Source organism: Fictibacillus macauensis ZFHKF-1 (assembly GCF_000269865.1).
In the GTDB taxonomy this organism is placed as follows: domain Bacteria; phylum Bacillota; class Bacilli; order Bacillales; family Fictibacillaceae; genus Fictibacillus_C; species Fictibacillus_C macauensis.
Map to the genome: position 1 here is coordinate 13448 of NZ_AKKV01000028.1, position 20001 is coordinate 33448.

Sequence of the window (20001 nt, forward strand, 5' to 3'; positions counted from 1 at the left end):
TTTAGCCCACCTTCCCCATTAGATAAACGACTGTAAAGATAAATACCCATACGACGTCTACAAAGTGCCAGTAGAGCGCAAACAAATAATACTTAGGCGCGTTGGTAAGTGTAATGCCTCGGTTCCAGTTACGAAGTAAAAGTGTAACCAACCATAAACAACCGAATAGAACGTGCCCTCCATGAAAGCCAACGAGCGTATAGAATGAAGAACTAAAGGCACTTTTTGTAAATGTATGACCTTCGTGAACATATTCAATAAACTCATAAACTTCTAATCCTAAAAAGCCAAGTCCCAATAGTAGCGTAACCAAAAACCAACCGATCATGCTTTTTACTTTATTTTGTTTTAATGCCAACACAGCATAAACACTCGTTAACGAACTCGTTAATAAAAGCATTGTTGCTAAAAAGACGGTCGGAAGTTGAAAAAGTTCTTTAGCACTCGGACCATCCATATGATTGTCACGCAAGCCAATATAGACGGCAAATAACGTCGCAAAGAGAACAGTCTCACCACCGAGAAAAAGCCAAAAGCCAAGAAATTTATTCTTTCCATCTAATGTCGCTTTCTCAGGATTTTCCGGGAAATGATCATCTGTTAAGCGTTGATTTGTTTCCATTATGACCGTCCCTCCTTCATATCCTCTTCGACTTCTTTCTTATGAATATGGTAGCCGTGATCATCAATTACCGAGCGCAAGAACATACATAGGAACGTAATCGCTAAACCAATGACACCGACTAAGATTGATTTATAAATGGCACCAAATGCGGCCACGAATAACCCAATCGACATAAATAAAGGTAAGATAGAGCCATTTGGCATATGAATATCACCAACTGGTTCAGCAGGTGTCATCTTTTTGTTTCCTGCCATTTTTTCTAACCAAAATGGATCTAAGCCGCGAACAAGCGGTGTTTGCGCAAAGTTATATTCCGGCGTTGGAAATGGAATTGCCCATTCTAGCGTACGGCCATTCCATGGATCTTCAGACGGTGCATACTTTTTAGATGTTGATATAATGACGTTAATAAACAATACAATCGTTCCTACTGCCATCAACAATGCACCAACTGTACTAATTAAGTTTAAGTCATCTAAATCTTGACCAGAGAGGTATGTAAATACCCGACGCGGCATTCCCATTAGCCCTAAGAAATGTTGCGGGAAAAAGGTAAGATGGAATCCGATAAAAAATGTCCAGAAGTGGATTTTCCCAAGCGTTTCATTTAATACGCGATTAAACATTCTCGGATACCAATAGTACAATCCTGCGAAAAGACCAAGAACTACGCCCCCTACAATAACATAATGAAAGTGGGCAACAACGAAATAACTGTCATGAAACTGGTAATCTGCTGAAGGAATGGCTAGCATAACACCCGTTACGCCACCCATGACGAAGGTTGGAATAAATCCAACTGCCCATAGCATAGCGGTAGAGAAAACAATTTTTCCACCCCACATCGTAAAGAGCCAGTTAAATATTTTAACCCCTGTTGGTACAGCAATCGCCATCGTTGCCACGGCGAAAATGGAGTTTGCAATCGGTCCTAAGCCTGCTGTAAACATATGGTGAACCCATACCATGAAGCCTAAAAAGCCAATTAAAACGGTTGCAAAAACCATGGCGCTATATCCAAACAGTCGTTTTTTAGAAAAGGTTGAAACGACTTCACTGATCGCACCGAACGAAGGAAGAATCAAAATGTACACTTCCGGATGTCCGAAAATCCAAAAGATATGCTCCCAAATTAAAATGTTCCCCCCATTGTCTGGGTTGAAGAAATTGGCATCAAATACGCGTTCAAACATGAGCATAAATAAACCAATCGTAAGTGGTGGGAAAGCAAATAAGATTAAGCCAGAGGTTACGAAAGACGTCCATGTAAACAATGGCATTCGCATAAAGCTCATTCCAGGTGCGCGCATATTAATAATTGTTACGAGGAAGTTAATCCCCCCAATTAATGTACCAGCACCTGATATTTGTAATCCTAATACGTAAAAGTCAACACCGCTACCAAGTGAGGTGGTAGAAAGTGGAGCGTACCCCGTCCAGCCTGCGTCTGGCGCACCACCTAACAACCAACTTGCATTAAGCATGACACCACCAAAGAAGAAGAGCCAAAATCCAAGTGCATTCACAAATGGGAACGCAACATCACGTGCACCAATTTGCAATGGCACGACGGCATTCATAAAGGCAAATATGAGCGGCATCGCAGCAAAGAAAATCATGGTCGTTCCATGCATCGTCAGTAGCTGGTTAAACATATCAGCAGAAACAAAGTCATTTTCTGGTTTGAATAACTGAATCCTCATGAACATGGCTTCAATACCACCAATGATAAAGAACAGGCCGCCTGCTACAAGGTAAAGTATTCCTATTTTTTTATGATCGACGGTCGTTAACCAGTCCATCAATCCACTTTTCTTCGAATGACTTGCAAGAGTAGACACCGTATTACCTCCTTTTCCGAACAATTCCTATCATTTATTTTCTAATTTCATCTTTAGAAGATAATCCGCCACGGCTTCAATATCATCATCTTGAAGATTAAGCTTCGGCATATTATTGCCTGGTTTAATCTTTTGTGGATCACGAATCCATTTCTTTAAATTGTCTTTATTATGATCTAGAATACCAGCGATTTTCTCCTTGTCACCAAAGCCTGTTAAATTCGGTCCTGTCGAACCGCCTTCTTTCCCAATGGCATGACAAGATAAACAATTCTTTTTAAATACCTCTTGTCCTTGAGCTTGATCGGCACTTTTTGCCGTTGCGCTCTTAAAGTTTGTTTTCCAAGCTTCATAGTCTTCTTTGGAAACAACTTTCACTTTAAAGTCCATTAAGGCATGAGAAGCGCCGCAAAGCTCCGCACATTTTCCTTTATAGACGCCTGTTTTACTACCTGTATCAAGCCACATGTAGTTCTTATTGTGATCGCCTGGGTTCGTATCTGTTTTACCAGCTAAGGAAGGCACCCAGAAAGAGTGAATTAAGTCAGCCGACGTTAATTCCACGTGAACCTTTGTATTAACAGGTAATACGAGTTCTTGAGCTGTTGCTATTTCATCCTTAGGATATTCAAATTGCCACCAATATTGATGACCCGTTACTTTAATCGAAAGCTCATTTTTTCCTGCTTTCTCTTTTGCAGAAACGTTAAACGTATGAATAACCGTTGGAACAGCCAAAATGATTAACAGAACAATCGGAATCGCTGTCCATAATATTTCCAGCGTATGACTCCCTTCGACTTGTTCAGGAATAGAGTCATCTCCCTTCTTTTGTCTGAATCGTACAAGAACAATAGCATAAATGATAAAAACGACTAATAAAACGAAAATCATAATGGCTAAACTTAGCACCATTAAGGAATACTGACTTTTAGCTACTTCCCCCTGCGGCAGTAGCGTGGACAGTGTCGGATCTCCGCATCCCATGAGCAGAAGCGCCAGCATTGCAAACAAAAGGAAAAGTCGTCCTTTACGTAGCAAATTTCTCTTCACTTCATAAAACCCCACTTTCTCGTTGTAGTTCAGTAACTAATTATCTATTACCTACTATGAAACAAAAGTCATAGCAGCAAATAGCGATAAAAAAAGAAATCCTTCGTCCACCATCATTTTGATAGCGTTATCATTCCAAAATAAAGAAGTTAATTTCCTTTCATTTCCCTTTCATTTTCAACAAAAGAAAAAACGATTCAATGAAAATACCATATTTTATTCTAAATAGGAATGAATCGGAAATCAATATGTAATTTAATTGTGTTTGTTTCATGGTGTTGTAAAATATCACACAATAGTGTGCGATATTTGACATATTTATCATTATAAAGCAATTGTAGACGTTTGTATACTGACCGTAGAGAACTCGTTTACCTTAGATAACTCTAGGATTTACATCATTTTCTATTTTTATAATTTTTAACAATTTTGTGAATTATTTTGTTTTTGCCGATAAAAAAAAAAGCTAGCGAACATGCGCTAGCTTTTTTTTTATCGAATAAGTTCAACTAGTAAATCACCAGTAGCAATGGCCTCTAGCGTTGTCACATAAACATCCTTTATTTCTCCGTCAAACGGTGACTGGACAGTCGTTTCCATTTTCATGGCTTCTGTAATCATCAGTACGTCTCCCTTTTTGACACGTTGCCCTTTCCGTACCATTACTTGAAGAACGGTTCCTGGCATGGTCGCGCCAATCTGTGCTTCATCGCTAGGATTCGCCTTCCGTTTTGTTGCCAAAGAAACATGTACACTCTCATCTTTAATTAACACTTCACGATGCTGACCGTTTAATTCAAAATAAATAACGCGCATCCCGCTTTCATGGGGCTCTCCAATCGAAACGAGCTTAACAATTAACGTTTTGCCCCTTTCAATCTCGATCTCTATTTCTTCACCAAGCCGCATCCCATAAAAGAATGTAGGTGTGTCTACTACCGATAAATCTCCAAAGCTATCAAACAGCTTCTCTCGATCAAGAAAAACTTTTGGATACAAGATATAAGAAAGTACATCTTTCATCGTTACTTGCCGCTTCAAGGCCGCTTCGAGCTGCTCTTGTTGTTTTGTAAAGTCTACCGGCTTATATTGTTCTCCAGGACGCACCGTTAACGGCTGCTGATTTTTTAAAATAAGTTTTTGTAATTGTTTTGGAAAACCGCCATACGGTTGACCAATCTCTCCTTTAAAAAAAGCAACAACTGAGTCTGGAAAATCCATCGTTGCTCCTTTTTCCTCAATGTCACGAGCAGAAAGGTTATTTTGCACCATAAATAATGCCATATCACCGACGACTTTAGAAGACGGTGTTACTTTTACAACATCTCCAAACAGATCATTTACGGTCCGATACATTTTTTTAACGTCTTCAAAACGCTCCCCTAGGCCAACTGCCTTTGCTTGTTGCTTTAGATTGCTTAATTGGCCGCCTGGCATTTCATGTTCATATACTTGGGGATCAGGGGTCGTGCTCTGACTATCAAAGCCCTGATAATAGGTGCGAACACCTTCCCAATACGTACTTAGCGCTTGTAAATGCTCATGATTCGCTATTGGTTGGCGTTTATGACCACTCAGTGCATAAAGAAGAGAATTGGCGGAAGGTTGCGAGGTTCCACCTGCCATGGAACTTACGGCAACATCCACTATATCCACCCCGGCATCAATCGCTTTAGCATACGTATAAATCCCATTACCACTCGTATCGTGCGTATGCAAATGAATGGGCAAAGAGACAGCATCTTTTAGTGTAGAGATCAGCACATAAGCTGCTTCGGGCTTTAATAAACCAGCCATATCTTTAATGCCTAAAATATGAGCTCCTGAAGCTTCTAATTGTTTCGCCATAGCAACATAATAAGCAGTTGTATACTTTAATCGTGTTGTATTTAGAATATCTCCTGTGTAACAGATCGACGCTTCCGCCATCTTTCCATTTGCTCTTACCGCATCAATGGCTACTTTCATTCCATCTACTCCATTTAAACTATCGAAGATTCGGAAAACATCGATGCCCGCTTCACTTGCTTGCTCTATAAATGCCTCGACAACATTATCTGGGTAGTTTTTATAACCGACTGCATTGGACGCACGAAGCAACATTTGAAATAAAAGATTCGGAACTTGTTGTCGTAATGTCACAAGTCGTTCCCATGGATCTTCATTTAAAAAACGATAGGCTACATCAAATGTCGCGCCTCCCCATGTTTCTAACGAAAAAAGGGTTGGCCACAGCATCGCCGTAGGCTTTGCCACTTGCACTAAATCATGCGTTCGTACTCGTGTTGCTAATAAAGATTGGTGTGCATCGCGAAAAGTCGTATCTGTTAACAGTACATTCGTTTGCTGCTGAATCCAGTCTACTACGCCCCTTGCTCCATGCGCATCAAATACTTGCTTCGTTCCACTTAGTGGCGTTACGCCCTCGTCTACAAACGGAAGCTGCGCTTTTGGAAAATGTGGTTTTTCTTTCTGTTCTAGACCAGGAAAGCCGTTAATCGTCGTAGCAGCGATATAGTGTAACATTTTCGTTCCACGATCTTTTTTCTTTGGAAACAAAAATAATTCTTTTGTTACATCAATAAAGGACGTATCGTACTTTCCTAACAAAAAAGAAGGGTGCGTCACTACATTCTCTAAAAACTCAATATTCGTTTTAATTCCTCGAATTCGAAACTCTTTTAAGTTTCGAAGCATTTTAGCGGCTGCTTGTTCAAATGTTAACGCCCATGTAGATAATTTAACGAGCAAAGAGTCATAATACGGCGTAATAACAGCTCCTTGAAAGCCGTTTCCAGCATCCAATCGAACACCAAAACCGCCACCCGATCGATACACGGTAATCTTACCTGTATCTGGCATAAAATCTTGCGCAGGATCTTCTGTTGTTACACGACATTGTATGGCGTAACCATGACAAACGATGTTCGTTTGTTTTGGTATACCCATCACCTCATCATGCAACGAAAAACCTTGCGCTATGAGCAATTGGCTTTGAACAATATCCACACCCGTAACCATCTCTGTAATCGTATGCTCTACTTGAATACGAGGATTAACTTCAATGAAATAAAACTGTTCATCTTGAGTGACTAAAAATTCGACCGTACCAGCATTAACATAAGCAACACCACGCATCATTTCCACAGCAGCATCACACATTTTTTTCCGTAATGAAGGAGACAGGGAGACACTCGGAGCTACTTCAACAACTTTTTGGTGCCGGCGTTGCACAGAGCAATCTCTTTCAAATAAATGCACGATATTTCCTGTTGTATCAGCCATAATTTGAACTTCAATATGCTTTGGCTTTTCAATGAACTTCTCGGCATAAACAGCTTCTTCTCCAAAGGCCGATTTTGCTTCCGACTGCGCACGATGGTATCCTTGTGCGAGTTGCTCCTCACTTGTTACGATTCGCATGCCACGTCCTCCACCACCAAGGGAGGCCTTAATGATGATCGGATATCCGTGTTCGTTCGCAAACGCTTTCAGTTCATCAAGAGAAGAAACAGGTCCTCCTGTTCCTGGAATGACCGGAAGACCTGCATCGAGAGCAACTTGCCTTGCCCTTACCTTATCCCCAAACATATGAAGATGATGTATGTTTGGGCCAATAAAGACAATGTTCTCTTCTTGACAACGTTTAGCAAAGTGAATGTTTTCTGACAAAAATCCATATCCTGGATGAATAGCATCGATGTCGTTTTGCTTAGCGATGAGAATAATTCCTTCTATGTCTAAGTACGCATCAATAGGTTTCTTTCCTTCTCCTACTAAGTATGCTTCATCCGCTTTATAGCGATGATAGGACCCTGAGTCTTCTTTTGAATAAATCGCAACGGTACGCATACCTAATTCTGTGCAGGCACGAAAAATACGAATCGCAATTTCACCACGATTGGCTACTAACACTTTTTTAAACGTTTGCGATGACATCAAGTTTTCCTCTCCTTTAACCGTATCGGCGAATTATACAGCTTTTAAGGTCGTTTTTTCATCGATTACCTCTTTTACCGTTGAACTTCTTTTATAATTTACGTGGCAGGAAATATTCACTAAAATCCCCATGGAAATTAACAATAAAACAAGCGAAGAACCTCCATACGATACGAACGGCAAGGGGACCCCCGTAACAGGTAGTAACCCTATAGCAGCTCCTAGATTAACAATGGCTTGAATGCCAACAATACCCGACAATCCAAAAGCAAGAAGACTACCAAAACTATCACGACTTCTTAAACCAATAATGAAACCTTTCCAAACAACAAAGGCTAATAAACTCATGACGAATGCAACGCCCCAAAAGCCAAGCTCTTCTGCCACAATACTAATAATAAAATCAGTATGTGGTTCTGGCAGGAAACCATACTTTTGGATGCTTTGCCCGAGTCCACTACCATTCACTCCACCATGACCGATCGCTATGTAGGAATTGACAAGTTGAAAGCCATCACCTTGCGGATCTTGGAAGGGAGAATAGGCAGCAGTAAAGCGAGACAGTTGTTCGCTTGATAACACTTGAGAACCTGCACCAATAATTACGAGTGCAGCGACGATTAATAACAGTTTATGGCGTGCCCTCATATTTGAGCACAGTATAACAATGCCCGTTGCTGCCGCAATAATCATTCCCGTCCCAAGATCTGGCTGCTTCATAATCAGTAGGAACATAACCGCAAAAACAATGAGCGGTGGCGCACTTGCAGAAAACTTTTCTAATGAATCTTTGCGTTTTGAAAAAATAGCAGCTAAGTAGATTGTTAAACCTAGCTTTACAACTTCAGCAGGTTGAAAGCCAACACCACCGATATAAATCCAACTTTGCGCATTGTTTGACGTTTTACCAATAAGCAACACTACAAGTAGTAACAGGATACAGCCAAATACAATGCCGACAATCATTTTCTTATAGAGTTGAAAAGGAACCATCATAAAGAAACCAAACATGAGCAGGCCACCTGCTAAAAAGACCGCTTGTCTTGTGAAAAAATAATGGCTGTTATAGCCAAAACGGTTGATTGAAACAATCTCACTTGCGGAATATACCATGAGTAAACCAAGTGCACATAATAAAACAATTGCAACAATTAACGTATAATCATAGTGCTTAAACATCTTTTTTACCATTTTTTGTACTTCCTTTGCATTCTTTACTTACACAATACTTCGCACGATGATTTACGTTTCCCGGTGGTCATTTCTTAAAAAGTACCATTCACTGTTTTCTAAACAATAAAAAACTCAAACCATTATGCTTAACAGTTTGAGTCATCTATTATTTACGCATGGATGCTTCATGAAGTGCACTTAATTGACGTTCTAACGATTCAAGGATTGCTTTTCCCGCTTCCTCATCAATGAGATGAAGTCGTACAGCAAAATCAATTTCTCGGGAAAGTCCAAACATTTGTGTGTCAAGAACTTCCTCATAGAGGGGACATTGCGGCATCGTTAAATTTTCCATTTGAACCTCAATTAACTTAAGGATCTTCGCTGCGTCTGCCTGTAACACTTCTAAGGCCTTCTCCCGATGACCTGTTGCCATCTCAGGTGACAATATAATCCCTCCGTTCTGCTCAATCTTTCTACCTTTAAATATATCGTTTGCACGGTAAAAAATCAACATATTACAGCACTTCGTGGTAAAATGAAACTGGAAAATCTAAAAAATATTGAAACATGCTAGGAGCTTGATAGTGATGGACTTTGCATTAGAATTAAAAGGAAAGGTTGCGTATGACGTAACCATTGATCCCGGCGTTTTTATTTTTGATGACCGTAAATTTGATCTAACGACGTATTTTAATACGCCAAAAGAGCGTAATCAAGATGAAGAAAAATATTTAAGAAGTGTTTCTTCCCACTGGGATCGTGAAATTACAGAAGGTTCGGCACCTCCACCTCCGGAGAAAAAAAAGCCGACAACCTTAAAGGAACAGCTTCTCAACGGAACATTCGGTATTTTACTCGGTCACTTCATTAACAATGCAGAACCAACAAATGAAGCCACTGTCGTTGAAGTGCATACGAAAGATCGCGTCATCACCGTGTCGCTAGCAGAAGCAAAAGAAGCTGTACTTGGCTTTTCACTTAACGGAAAACCACTTAAAGAAGATGGACCTGTCCACTTTTATTATGGAGATGGTCGTAATCAAGCACAACCAATCAAGCACGTCAGAGCGTTTATCGTTAAATAAGCAGGAAACAAACCTCAAGTAAACACTATATTTACTTGAGGTTTGTTTTATCTTTAGAGCAAATCAGCTGCCAGTTGAGCTAAAGTAGAGCGCTCCCCTTTTTCTAACTTGACGTGACCACTGATTGCTTGATCTTTAAACTTTTCCACAACATACGTTAACCCATTCGTAAATTCATCTAAATAGGGATGATCAATCTGTTTTGGATCGCCAAGCAAAATGACTTTACTGCCTTCTCCTGCACGCGTCAAAATCGTTTTCACTTCATGTTTCGTTAAATTTTGCGCTTCATCAATAATAATAAATTGATCGGGTAAGCTTCTACCACGAATATACGTTAATGCCTCTACATGAATAGAACCGATTCCAGCTAATATTTTCTCAAGCTCACCTTGCTTTTTCGCGTTAAACAAATATTCAAGATTATCGTAAATGGGTTGCATCCACGGCTTTAACTTTTCATCCTTTTCACCTGGTAAATAGCCGATATCTTTGCCAATAGGCACGATCGGACGCGCAATAAATAACTTAATATAATTTTTTAAATCCTCTGTTTGTAACAAACCTGCAGCTAACGTTAACAGCGTTTTCCCTGTCCCAGCTTTACCAATCATCGTAACGAGCGGGATGTCTTTTCGTAACAACAATTCAATAGCCATTTTTTGTTGCACGTTACGAGGCTTAATTCCCCAAATGGCATCGCCTTCTGCTACAAGTGGCTTTAGCTTCTTTCCTTGTTCATCCACTTTTGCTAAAGCAGAGACAGACGTTCGATACAAATCTTTCATAATGACAAATTGATGAGGATAAAACGCCTGACCTGGGAGATCAGCTAATGTCAATTCATGCATATCGTAAAACTTATTCATCGTTTCGCCGCTAATATAAATTTCCTTATACCCTGTATACGTTTGATCATCTCGCTCAACGACTCGATCGCTTAAAAAATCTTCTGCAATAATACCGAGCGCATCTGCTTTTACGCGTACCAGCACGTCTTTACTTACTAAAATGACGTCTTTCTTTTGTTTAATGGTTTCTTCTTCGTTTTGTAAATGCAGCGTAACCGCTAAAATTTTGTTATCATTCGTCGGCTCTACAAATGTATCGCTTAGGCGATCAAAAGAACACCGATTTAATTCTACGCGCATAAATCCGCCATTACCGAGAGGCACTTTTTGATGAAGCGTACCCGACGTCCGCAATTTATCGATGAGTCGGGATACTTCACGAGCATTTCGACCAATTTCATCCATGTATCGTTTTTTTGAGTCCACTTCTTCCAGCACAATCGCTGGTAGCACGACTTCATTAGGACCAAAAGAAAAGATAGAATGCGGATCCTGTAAAAGAACGTTCGTGTCTAGGACATATATTTTACTCAATCCTGCACAGCCTCCTTCGTTTTTTGGCAGTGTCTGTGAAAGGCATTTTCCTCATGCTGCACGTCCAATGAATGAACGGAATTACTTTCAATGTATGAGAAAAAGACGAAAGATAGAAGGATTCCTTTGAAATTCACGATGGATTCCTTCTTTGGATGATTGCCTCATCATAGTGGTCTTGAGAAAATTTTGGTATAATACAAGGTAGAGGTGATAAAGCAATGAGAGTGAAATGTGTTTTATGCGACACGATCCAATCCATTGAAGATCAATCAACAATGGCTAAAAAATTACGTAATCGACCGATTCATACATTTATGTGTCAACCTTGCCAAGAGCGTATTACAGACAAAACCAATCAAAGAAAAGCAACAGGTCTCTTTATGTTATATCGTTCCCCACAGCAGGAAAATGACTGGTAGGCGGTGGCGATCCGGAGTTTTTTCCGGCTTTGTTGCTGGCCTACTGCTTGGTTTTTCTTTAAAAGTTGCTCAATGGCTAACTGGAGTAGGGGTTTACACCCTTCTTTTAAACATTGACTTTATTCCAGCACTTCCTTCTTTCTTTTCAACAGAAAGTGTTCAATTCCTTCTTCATCTGCTCGTATCCTGTGTGATCGGCATCATCGTTAGCTTGTTTCGTTTTCACTTTGCAACACTTAAAGCAATTTGGCCCTACGTTTTCAGCTTGATCGCAAGCCTCACTTATTTCCCTTTACTTGCGCTTGCCAAGCACACCATCATAACTTCTCAAATAACCGCTATGATCCTTTGGTTTACCGCCCACCTTCTTTATGCATTGCTTTTACACGGATGCCTGTGGCTGTGTGAGCGAAACAAAACAATATAAATAAAAAAAGGTTGCCTACTAACAGGCAACCTTTTTTTAACAATTGTATTTCGGTTCAGCTTCGATTGATTGCCATAAGGCATCTACTAATTCTGTGCGAAATTGTTTTTGAAACGCTTCGCCATTATAATCACCAGTAACAATATACCATCCATCTTTTTGCAAAACATGCAATTGAGATGTTTGATGATCTTCTGTTAACAGCTCTGTAAAAAAAGACAGTGTATCGCTAGCTGCCTCATCAGCGGGCCGTTGCTCGGCTACTTTTTTAATACTTAGCCAGTTAAAAAGCGCATCGTCCCACGTCATCGTTGTGCGCCTGTCGTTGTTTCCGCATTATTTTTCTTACTTTGACGCAACCTGATTTTATAGATAATCAGAACAGCTGCAGCACATACAAGACCTTCTGCAATTGGTAACCCAATGCCAAAGAAAGTTAATGGGAAACATCCAACAATAAGAAGTACATAGATGACTACCGATTTTAATACCGGCAATTTTTTTGCAAATCCTAACTTATAAACGACTATCGATAAAGCGGCAATGACAACATACAGTAAAAAGAATCCAGCAATCGGATGATCATTGATCCCTAGTAACAAGGCAATCGGAGAAGAATCTTCTCCGGTTGCTTTTGCAATGTTGCTCCCCTTCATTACCCGTCACCTCTATAGTAAATTAGTTTTGGGTTGCGATTTTCTTTTTCTTGCTTTGACGTTCACGTTCGTTCTTATCGAGAATTTTTTTACGAAGACGAATGCTTTCTGGTGTTACTTCACAGTACTCATCTTCATTTAAATATTCTAATGCTTCTTCAAGAGACATAACGCGTGGCTTCTTCATGCTAACTGTTTGGTCTTTGTTAGCTGAACGCATATTTGTCATCTGCTTCACTTTTGTAATGTTAACTGTAATATCATTTTCACGTGTATGTTCACCAACAATCATACCTTCGTACACTTCTGTACCTGGTTCTACAAAGATTGTACCGCGGTCTTCTACGTTTAAGATCCCATATTGACTAGCTTTTCCATTTTCCATAGACACAAGTACACCTTGACGACGTCCACCAACTTGACCGTCGTGCATCGGCTGATAGCTATCAAACGTATGATTTAAGATTCCGTAACCACGAGTTTGTGTTAAGAACTCTGTGCTATAACCAATTAAGCCACGTGCAGGTACCATAAATTCTAAGCGAACTTGGCCAGAACCATTGTTCACCATATTTTTCATTTCACCTTTACGCTCACCAAGTGATTCCATTACAGCACCTGTGTACTCTTCAGGAATATCGATTTGCACATGCTCAACTGGCTCACTGCGAACACCATCAATCATACGAACGATTACTTCAGGTTTCGACACTTGAAGCTCATATCCTTCACGACGCATGTTTTCAATCAAAATAGATAAATGAAGTTCTCCACGTCCTGATACAACCCATGCATCTGGAGATTCTGTATTATCAACACGAAGCGATACGTCTGTTTCAAGTTGTGCACGAAGACGTTCTTCAATTTTTCTTGACGTAACCCATTTCCCTTCACGTCCTGCAAATGGTGAATTGTTAACAAGGAACGTCATTTTCAATGTAGGTTCATCAATGCGAAGAACTGGAAGTGCTTCTTCTTGACCTTCTGGACAAACCGTTTCACCAACGTTAATCTCTTCCATTCCAGAAACGGCAACAAGATCGCCTGCTTTCGCTTCTTGAATTTCAACGCGCTTCAATCCTAAGAAGCCGAAGATTTTAGTGACGCGGAATTTTTTCATCGTTCCGTCAAGTTTCATTAAGGTTACTGCTTGTCCAACAGTCATCGTTCCACGGAATACACGACCAATCCCAATACGACCTAGGTAGTCGTTATAATCAAGTAGTGACACTTGGAATTGTAACGACTCATCGCTATTATCAACTGGTGAAGGAATGTTTTCGATAATAGAATCAAAAAGCGCCGTCATATCTTCATCTTGTTGGTTAGGATCATTACTTGCAGTTCCTTTTAATGCAGAAGCATATACGACTGGGAACTCTAATTGTTCTTCGTCTGCACCTAATTCAATAAATAAATCAATAACTTCATCAACGACTTCTTCTGGACGTGCAAAATCACGGTCAATTTTGTTTACGACTACGATTGGCGTTAATTTTTGTTCTAATGCTTTTTTCAATACGAAACGTGTTTGTGGCATACAGCCTTCATAAGCATCAACTACGAGAAGAACACCATCAACCATACGCATAATACGCTCTACTTCACCACCGAAGTCAGCATGTCCTGGTGTATCCATAATGTTAATGCGTGTGCCTTCATAATTAATAGCTGTGTTCTTAGCAAGGATGGTAATACCACGTTCTTTTTCTAAATCATTTGAGTCCATTGCGCGCTCATTTACTTGTTCGTTAGAACGGAACGTGCCTGATTGGTGAAGCATTTGGTCCACAAGGGTTGTTTTCCCGTGGTCAACGTGCGCGATAATCGCAATGTTTTTTATGTCTTGTCTAAATTTCAACTTAAATCTCTCCTTAAGATCCTATCTGGGTTATATTATTCGTCCAATTTTTACCTTGGTCGTTTTTTCTCTATGGATATTCAACTTTACTATTATACCACAAAGTACAACAAACTTTTTCTTTTTTGAAAAATTAAGTTACACTATACGTATAGTATTCTATTATTGGAGGCTTTTATGAAATACGAAAAACTGATTTTTTTACTGATTGCAGTACTCGCAACTTTTTGTATCGGAATGATTGGCGTAGCGATTGGCGTTCATAGCTGGCTTATTGCCATCTTGTGCATCGTGGCCGTTTTCTTCTTAATGGGCTTTGGCTTCACGTTACGCAAGAAATTTCGTGAAAAAAGAGAAGCACGCTAATTTGTAAGGGCTTTAACAAGCTTAATGTATTCTTTACCAAACTCATCTTTTTCAAAAGCCATCTGCTCAAATCCAAGATGATTTAGAAAAAGAAGCCATGACGAATACGGTACAGGACAGGCCGCAAAAAGAGCTGTATGATTGTTTTTTATTTCATCATTTATGCAGGCGATTATTGCATGTGCATACCCTTTTTTTTGAAAAAGCTCCGCAACTAGGAGTGTACCAAGCCATGGTTTGCCATTAGACGGCGCAGCGTAAGTTACATACGCTGCGCCGATTTTTTTATCGTTTTCTTCAAAAATAAACCACTCTCCACCACTTTCAACATAGCGCTGTAAATAAGCCGTCAGCTGCGCATCGTTTTCGGTTCCATCAATGCCTTCTTCTTGCTGCCAAAGCTTACCTGCTAACTGAAATAAGTGGCGAATAAACGGGAGATCGCTCCATGTAAATGCCCGCTTATTCACTCTTTGCTCCTTCATAAATAATGGAAAGAATTTCTTCGTGCAATCCTTTTTTGCTCGCAAAAATGCTGTTCTTTTCTAATAAATTGACAGATTCCCCTGAAACGGTTGAAATCGTGCCACCCGCTTCCCCAATTAAAATATAACCTGCCGCAAAATCCCATGGAGATAATCGCATCGTTATATACGCATCAATGCGACCACACGCAACATACGCTAGTTCTAGCGCCGCCGTTCCATACGAACGCGTCCCTCTCGATTTGCGCACGATAGGAATTAAAGATTGATGATCTATTTTCGGATTTGGCGTAAGCCATGTCCCATTAATAGCCACTACCGATTCTGCTAATACATTTGTACGCAAGGATGGAAGTTTTTGATCATTAAGATAGATCCCTTGGCCTTTTACACAGTGAAAAAGCTCGTCCCTTGCTACATCATATATAAAAGCAATAACGCCTACGCCATCAACAAATATACCAATGGAAATCGCAAAGTTACTCTGCTGATGAACAAAATTCGTCGTTCCATCTATAGGATCTATAATCCAAAGAGTGCCATCCATTTTCTTTACTTCGTCACCATAGCCCTCTTCACCGATAATTTTATGATCAGGATAGTGCTCATGTATCAATGTTGCAAAAAACTTTTCAATGTTTTTATCCATATTCGTCACAAGATCCGCTTGATGTGATTTGTATGTAATATCCAATTTCCGAGAAAAGGAGTCTTTAATCATCGCTCCAGCCTCATACACCCATTCTTTAGCTTGCTTGTACAATGCATCAATCATCGCATCGTTCATCTTATCAACTCCTAAATCCATCTTTCTTATATGTTACCACTTGTGACGTTAAACATAACTATAACTTGCTTATTTCTTCGTATCAAACATCGTTCTCTCCTTTTATTCCGTACAAAAAAACGCCCCTGATCATCGCCAGGTTCGTTTTTTTACCCTGATTCTGCTGTTTTCATGCTTCAAGTCTCACTAGCTCTTGACGAAATTTTTCCAACTTGCGCTTTGATTCATTCATTTGACGGATATTATTTGCTTGCATAGCTTCAAACAAAGTAGAAAGTTCATAATCAATCTCAAGTTTCAATACGGGAATCCTACGTTCAGCATCCGTACGTTTTAACGTTTGAATGACCTGTTTCATCCTCTCCACATCCTTTCTATTTTTTGTAAGAAAACTAAATTTTCTGATTTTATATTGTCTTCTATCATATGTTTCACTTTTCTTTAATGCAACCTTCAGACATTATTTTTTAAAAAAGAGTGCTTTTTACTTAGAAACACGGAATGCTCAGGGATTTTAATTTTTTAAAAAGCTTGTGGTAAACTACTAATTATACGAGTTATTCGATACAGGAGGATTACAATGGAATTTACAGGATTTACAGAAGAGGATTTTGCTGTTTTTACAATTGATGGACTAGAAGCTCGCATGGAGAAATTAATAGAGCAAGTGCGTCCAAAACTGCAGCTATTAGGCGAATATTTTGCTCCCGAACTTTCTGGGCTTACAGGAGAAGAAATGTTTTATCATGTCGCAAAGCATGCTCGTCGGACGGTGAATCCTCCAAAAGACACATGGGTTGCCATCGCAAGCAGTAATCGTGGCTATAAAAAACTTCCTCATTTTCAAATTGGCTTATTTGAAACACACCTATTTGTTTGGTTTGCCATCATTTATGAATCGCTTGTAAAAGTAGACTATTCGAAGGCATTGGGACATCAACTACAAACCTTAACCAAGCACATACCAGACTCTTTTGTGTGGTCTGTAGACCATATGAAGCCAGATGCAGTCAGTCATGCCTCTGTAAAAGGAGAACAGCTAGAACAAATGGTAAAACGCTTAGGAGAAGTAAAGAAAGCCGAACTGCTATGTGGCATTCATGTGAGCAAAGAAGAAGCTGTTAAAATGGATGGTGCTTCCTTTATAGCAAAAGTGGAGGAAACATTTAAAACCTTACTACCGCTATATGACCTTAAAAAACAAGTGTATTCTGCATAACATTTTTCTTTGGGTAAGAAGGGGAGATGTCTCCTCTTCTTACCCTTAGTATATTAAAAACATAGCATTTGGTTTGGGTCATTGCTTAACTTCTTTTGATTTCAACATGTCTTGTAGCCTTTTATTAGTATCATGCATTTCTTCCTGTATCCGCTCAAAAAGTTGCTGTACAGAGGGACTGTCGAAAATTTGCCCCATCACTTGTCCTGCCCATCCAAAGCCTTCCTCTTCTTTTCCTTCATAAATAAAGCGTTGATTGCGTTCACCACTAATCCATTCTTTGAGATGATCGTAAGAAGCTTCCACTTTCTCTTGTTCAAGAATCTGTTTCGTATACGCAGAAGCAATGGCTCTAGCTGGAGCACCAATGCTTCGTTTAATAACAACCGTTCCTTGTTCAGTGCCATTTATAAGCGCTTCCTTATAAAGAGGATGTGCATGTTCGCATTCTTGCGTTGCTATAAACCGAGTGCCCATTTCAATGCCTTCTGCTCCTAAGCTTAGCGCAGCCATAAACCCTTTACCGTCTCCAATACCGCCAGAAGCAATAACTGGAATGGAAACAGCTTCAACGACACGCGGTATTAAACAAATCGTTCCTACGTCATCTTTCCCTAAATGCCCCCCGCCTTCTTGACCCACTGCCATAACAGCGTCTGCTCCTAGTGCTTCTGCTTTGATAGCTTGACGAACGGAGGAAACTAATACGAGTGTTTTCACTCCTGTCCCTTGAAGCATTTGTAGTACGGGTGCGGGATTCCCCCCTGTAATGCTTATAACGTCTACCTTTTCATGGAGAGCAGCTTCCATCATGTCTTCATAAGGTTTGCCATGCTGACTAATGGCAAAATTAACACCAAACGGTCGATTGGTAAGCGCTTTTGTTCGGCGTATTTCTGTTGTTAGTGCTTCGGGTGAAGGTAAGGACATTGCCGTAATTTGACCTAACCCTCCAGCATTTGAAACGGCTGCAGCAAGCTTTGCATAAGCAAGGTAAGCAAGCCCTCCTTGTATAATGGGCCAATCAATATTTAACAATTGGGTGACTCTCGTTTGCATCTACATTTCTCCCCTTTCTTCTTCCTTAAAAAATTGCTTACAAAAGAGGTAAATTCTGATATACTTCATTTGTTTTCTACATTTAGAAAACAATTGTTACGATAATTATAGATGAGGTGTCGCCATTGTCACAACATGAAACCCCCTTATTTACCGGTTTGAAACAACATGCAAAAAGAAATCCACATCAGTTTCATATTCCTGGTCATAAGAAAGGGCATGGGATGGATCCGGACTTCCGTCAATTTATGGGGGAAAACGCATTAAGTATTGATTTGATTAACATTGCACCATTAGATGATTTGCATCACCCAAAAGGCATGATTCATGAAGCGCAAGTATTAGCTGCCGAAGCCTTTGGTGCTGATCATACCTTTTTCTCAGTTCAAGGTACGAGCGGAGCAATTATGACAATGATTCTTTCTGTTGTGGCTCCGGGGGATAAAATCATTATCCCGCGAAATGTTCATAAATCGATTATGACAGCCATAGTGTTCTCAGGTGCTACACCTATTTTCATTCATCCGGAAATTGACAAAGAGCTTGGGATCTCACATGGCATCACACCGCACAGTGTGAAAAAAGCATTAGCGCAACATCCTGATGCTAAAGGCGTCCTTGTCATCAATCCAACATATTATGGGATCAGCGCAAATTTACAAGAAATTGTTACGATTTCCCATAGTTATGGCGTCCCTGTACTAGTGGATGAAGCACACGGTGTGCTTATGCATTTCCATGAAAAACTCCCTCTTTCTGCGATGCAAGCAGGCGCAGATATGGCCGCCACCTCCGTTCATAAATTAGGAGGCTCACTAACTGGGAGTTCCATCTTAAATGTACGAGATGGCTTAGTATCTTCACAACGCATTCAAACCATCTTAAGTATGTTAACGACCACATCAACGTCTTATTTATTATTAGCGTCTCTTGATACGGCACGAAAGCGCTTAGCTACAGAAGGCTTTACCATTATTGAGCGCACCATTTCATTAGCGGAAGACGCACGCTTAAAAATTAATACGATTCCTTTTCTTCACTGCGTTGGTCGTGAAATTCTTGGCAATGAAGCCACGTTTGATTTAGATCCAACGAAATTACTAATTTCCGTTAAAGACTTAGGAATTACGGGCTATGAAGCAGAAGTATGGTTACGTGAAGAAAAGAATATTGAAGTAGAATTATCCGATTTATACAACATTCTTTGCTTAATTACGACGGCTGATCATGAGAAAAATATAATGATTCTTGTTGCTGCACTTCAAGAATTATCAGCGTATTATCAAAAAGGACAAACAGAACAAACAACGCAACCCTTGGCTGTTCACGTTCCGGATATTCCGGTATTAGCGCTGTCACCTCGAGATGCATTTTATGCTGAAACAGAAAGCATTCCTTTTCATGAATCTGCAGGCCGCATTATTGCTGAATTTGTTATGGTGTATCCACCTGGAATTCCAATTCTTATTCCTGGCGAGATTATTACACAAGATAATTTAGATTATATTCAGGAAACGATTGAAGTAGGGCTACCTGTTCAAGGTCCTGAGGATCCACAACTCCAAAAGCTAAAAGTCATTAAAGAACGCGTTGCCATCTTCTAAAGCTACTAATG

The 20001-nt window shown here is 39.9% G+C and carries 20 protein-coding genes; 6 read left to right on the top strand and 14 right to left on the bottom strand.

The features are described from left to right. Window position 1: 1 nt before the first annotated feature. The 6 genes from A374_RS12800 to A374_RS12825 form a co-directional block, all read right to left on the bottom strand. Entirely contained in the window at window positions 2–622 is a 621-nt protein-coding gene (locus A374_RS12800) for a cytochrome c oxidase subunit 3 (RefSeq protein ID WP_007202638.1), read from the bottom strand. After that, complete coding sequence (gene ctaD / locus A374_RS12805) at window positions 622–2427, bottom strand: cytochrome c oxidase subunit I (RefSeq protein ID WP_050979752.1); 1806 nt, start codon at window positions 2425–2427, stop codon at window positions 622–624. The genes A374_RS12800 and ctaD overlap by 1 nt, the downstream gene beginning before the upstream one ends. A 69-nt stretch (window positions 2428–2496) precedes the next feature. Then, the gene (gene coxB / locus A374_RS12810) at window positions 2497–3471 is read right to left on the bottom strand and encodes a cytochrome c oxidase subunit II (protein ID WP_050979753.1); all 975 of its coding nucleotides are present in this window, start codon (window positions 3469–3471) and stop codon (window positions 2497–2499) included. Between the two features lie 540 nt (window positions 3472–4011). After that, on the bottom strand, window positions 4012–7458 hold the full coding sequence (gene pyc / locus A374_RS12815) for a pyruvate carboxylase (RefSeq protein ID WP_007202641.1): 3447 nt from the start codon (window positions 7456–7458) through the stop codon (window positions 4012–4014). A 33-nt stretch (window positions 7459–7491) separates the two neighbouring features. Beyond that, window positions 7492–8649, bottom strand: a complete 1158-nt coding sequence (ftsW, locus tag A374_RS12820; RefSeq protein ID WP_007202642.1) for a putative lipid II flippase FtsW — start codon at window positions 8647–8649, stop codon at window positions 7492–7494. Between the two features lie 148 nt (window positions 8650–8797). Beyond that, window positions 8798–9079 carry an Fpa/YlaN family protein gene (locus tag A374_RS12825; protein WP_007202643.1) on the bottom strand — a complete coding sequence of 94 codons (282 nt, stop codon included), beginning with the start codon at window positions 9077–9079 and terminating at the stop codon, window positions 8798–8800. Window positions 9080–9221: 142 nt separating this feature from the next. On the opposite strand from A374_RS12825, the gene A374_RS12830 reads away from it, so the two are divergent. Then, complete coding sequence (locus A374_RS12830; protein ID WP_007202644.1) at window positions 9222–9719, top strand: hypothetical protein; 498 nt, start codon at window positions 9222–9224, stop codon at window positions 9717–9719. 53 nt (window positions 9720–9772) lie between these two features. Here A374_RS12830 and A374_RS12835 read toward each other — a convergent pair whose 3' ends face one another. Continuing rightward, window positions 9773–11104: a PhoH family protein gene (locus A374_RS12835; protein WP_007202645.1), complete on the bottom strand. Its 1332-nt coding sequence runs from the start codon at window positions 11102–11104 to the stop codon at window positions 9773–9775. Between the two features lie 221 nt (window positions 11105–11325). On the opposite strand from A374_RS12835, the gene A374_RS20070 reads away from it, so the two are divergent. Next, the gene (locus A374_RS20070; RefSeq protein WP_007202646.1) at window positions 11326–11526 is read left to right on the top strand and encodes a YlaI family protein; all 201 of its coding nucleotides are present in this window, start codon (window positions 11326–11328) and stop codon (window positions 11524–11526) included. Beyond that, on the top strand, window positions 11516–11953 hold the full coding sequence (locus A374_RS19570; RefSeq protein WP_007202647.1) for a hypothetical protein: 438 nt from the start codon (window positions 11516–11518) through the stop codon (window positions 11951–11953). Before A374_RS20070 ends, A374_RS19570 begins: the two co-directional genes overlap by 11 nt. Window positions 11954–11989: 36 nt before the next feature. Here the strand turns inward: A374_RS19570 and A374_RS12845 are convergent, their stop codons facing one another. The 3 genes from A374_RS12845 to typA are packed head-to-tail and all read right to left on the bottom strand — an operon-like array spanning window position 11990 to window position 14470. Continuing rightward, window positions 11990–12262, bottom strand: coding sequence for a hypothetical protein (locus A374_RS12845; protein WP_007202648.1), 273 nt, complete (start codon window positions 12260–12262; stop codon window positions 11990–11992). Further along, window positions 12259–12609 (bottom strand): YlaH-like family protein, encoded by a 351-nt coding sequence (locus tag A374_RS12850; protein ID WP_007202649.1) that lies wholly within the window; start codon window positions 12607–12609, stop codon window positions 12259–12261. Before A374_RS12850 ends, A374_RS12845 begins: the two co-directional genes overlap by 4 nt. A 22-nt stretch (window positions 12610–12631) precedes the next feature. Continuing rightward, entirely contained in the window at window positions 12632–14470 is a 1839-nt protein-coding gene (typA, locus tag A374_RS12855; protein WP_007202650.1) for a translational GTPase TypA, read from the bottom strand. Between the two features lie 177 nt (window positions 14471–14647). Here typA and A374_RS12860 point away from each other — a divergent pair, with 177 nt between their 5' ends. Further along, window positions 14648–14836, top strand: coding sequence for a YlaF family protein (locus A374_RS12860; protein ID WP_007202651.1), 189 nt, complete (start codon window positions 14648–14650; stop codon window positions 14834–14836). Here the strand turns inward: A374_RS12860 and A374_RS12865 are convergent. From A374_RS12865 to A374_RS12875, 3 genes are all read right to left on the bottom strand, one after another. Further along, on the bottom strand, window positions 14833–15306 hold the full coding sequence (locus tag A374_RS12865; protein ID WP_007202652.1) for a GNAT family N-acetyltransferase: 474 nt from the start codon (window positions 15304–15306) through the stop codon (window positions 14833–14835). The genes A374_RS12860 and A374_RS12865 overlap by 4 nt on opposite strands. Then, on the bottom strand, window positions 15299–16108 hold the full coding sequence (locus A374_RS12870) for an inositol monophosphatase family protein (RefSeq protein ID WP_007202653.1): 810 nt from the start codon (window positions 16106–16108) through the stop codon (window positions 15299–15301). Before A374_RS12870 ends, A374_RS12865 begins: the two co-directional genes overlap by 8 nt. Before the next feature lie 169 nt (window positions 16109–16277). Then, window positions 16278–16466, bottom strand: a complete 189-nt coding sequence (locus A374_RS12875; protein ID WP_007202654.1) for a hypothetical protein — start codon at window positions 16464–16466, stop codon at window positions 16278–16280. 222 nt (window positions 16467–16688) lie between these two features. On the opposite strand from A374_RS12875, the gene A374_RS12880 reads away from it, so the two are divergent. Further along, window positions 16689–17327 carry a YktB family protein gene (locus A374_RS12880; protein WP_007202655.1) on the top strand — a complete coding sequence of 213 codons (639 nt, stop codon included), beginning with the start codon at window positions 16689–16691 and terminating at the stop codon, window positions 17325–17327. 78 nt (window positions 17328–17405) lie between these two features. Here the strand turns inward: A374_RS12880 and A374_RS12885 are convergent, their stop codons facing one another. Further along, window positions 17406–18386 (bottom strand): NAD(P)H-dependent flavin oxidoreductase, encoded by a 981-nt coding sequence (locus A374_RS12885; protein ID WP_007202656.1) that lies wholly within the window; start codon window positions 18384–18386, stop codon window positions 17406–17408. A 125-nt stretch (window positions 18387–18511) separates the two neighbouring features. Between A374_RS12885 and A374_RS12890 the strand changes: the two genes are divergently transcribed. After that, window positions 18512–19990, top strand: coding sequence for an aminotransferase class I/II-fold pyridoxal phosphate-dependent enzyme (locus A374_RS12890; protein ID WP_007202657.1), 1479 nt, complete (start codon window positions 18512–18514; stop codon window positions 19988–19990). Window positions 19991–20001 lie beyond the last annotated feature (11 nt).